At 44.6% G+C, this 1,464-nt stretch carries 2 protein-coding genes and 1 pseudogene; 2 read left to right on the top strand and 1 reads right to left on the bottom strand.

Annotated features, from left to right (window positions below):
• Together natR and natK are read left to right on the top strand one after the other, a co-directional pair.
• Positions 1-321, top strand: a pseudogene (gene natR, locus ACWHAR_RS21185) (two-component system response regulator NatR); the annotation flags it as partial.
• Positions 322-333: 12 nt separating this feature from the next.
• Positions 334-1,290, top strand: a complete 957-nt coding sequence (gene natK, locus ACWHAR_RS21190) for a two-component system sensor histidine kinase NatK (RefSeq protein WP_452087731.1) — start codon at positions 334-336, stop codon at positions 1,288-1,290.
• A gap of 39 nt (positions 1,291-1,329) precedes the next feature.
• On the opposite strand, the gene ACWHAR_RS21195 is transcribed toward natK, so the two are convergent.
• Positions 1,330-1,464 (bottom strand): helix-turn-helix domain-containing protein (locus tag ACWHAR_RS21195; RefSeq protein WP_452087732.1); only part of this gene is annotated, 135 nt, incomplete at its 5' end.

The following is a 1,464-nucleotide window of genomic DNA, read 5'->3' on the forward strand; positions in this document are numbered from 1 at the left end:
GCGTATATTGATAAAGCAAAAGTCTGAAATGCACGTCCTGCAAAAGAAGGATATTATTTTCGCAGAACGGACGGGACGTTCGACGACGATTGTGACAACCGCCGAAGAAGTGCAAACGTATCAAACATTAAATGATATTAAAGGTGACCGCCCGAAAAAGATTTTCTTCGTTCGCATCGTTCCTTTATTATCAACATTCATTACATAAAGCATTTTTCCGCTTATACCAAGCATTCATTCACAGTTTCCTTTGAGGGAACGTGTAAAAAAGCGATGATCACTAAGAAGCAGCTTGATTATTTTCAAAACTACTACTTTTGAGGAGTTCAGAACGTGATTACCCTTTTTCAATATCTTTATCTGGTTTTATTTAGTTTCATATGTTATCAGGGAGCTGCTGCTTTTTCACACAGCACAGCCGCCTCTTGGCTCGCCGCTGCTTTAGGCGCAGCTGCTGCAGGATTGTACATTTGGAATACGAAGCGGGTGTGGAAACACTGTTCCTCAGGGCTTTGTGCGTGGATTGCCGTGATTCAAGTGATGTCGGCGGGAGTAGTGTTGATTGGCACAGACATCATGCCGGCATTATGTGTAATCGCGATATTTGCAGGGTGTGAAGGGCTCCGTATCGGACAGTCTGCTTTACAGGCAAGGCTTTCTGATCAAATTGATAAGCTGACTCAAGCTGAACAGCACGCCAATCAAATGCTGATTGATGTCAGAAGCCGGAATCATGACACAATGAAACATATCACTGCAATCAAATCAGCTCAGCCCAAGGCAGATACACAAGCATATATTCAAAAATGGGCGGATCAATACAGTCAATATGACCGTTTTTTGAAAGGAGAGAACGCGTACGTTGCAGGGGTGCTTTATGATTTTTTAGAAAAAGCCAGTGCCTCGAATGTGAGTGTTTCGCTGCATATGCATACACCGCTTTCTTCCCTTCCGTTTTCGCCTGCTGATCAGGTCAGCTTGGTCGGCAACATATTAGAAAATGCGCTCGACAGCGCGGCGGAGGCCCGAGAAAAAGCAGAGATTAAACTGGAGACTTCACTGCGCAGCGGGCTTTATGTACTGACTTGTGAAAACAGCACTCCCGGGATGGACCCAAAAGTGCTCGATACAATTTATCAATCGTTTGGCCGCTCAACGAAAAACGGCGCTCATGAAGGCATGGGCACATATATCATTCAAAAACTGGTGAAGAGCGCTTTTGGCAGGCTGGATTTTACCTACCGCCACCCCGTCTTCCGGTTAGAAATCAAAATTCCGTTTCAGAAATAAAAAAACCTTGAAAAGCCTGGCTTTTCAAGGTTTTTTTCATTATGAGGATAACGCTTGGGCAAAACGATCTGCTTCATCTTGCAGCGTGCTTTCAATTTCTTTGTAACGGCTGGAAATCGTTGATGCACTAACGCCGTATTTTTTCGCCAGTTTAGCCTGGGAAACGGACGCGCC

It is taken from the genome of Bacillus sp. LR--39 (assembly GCF_053613335.1).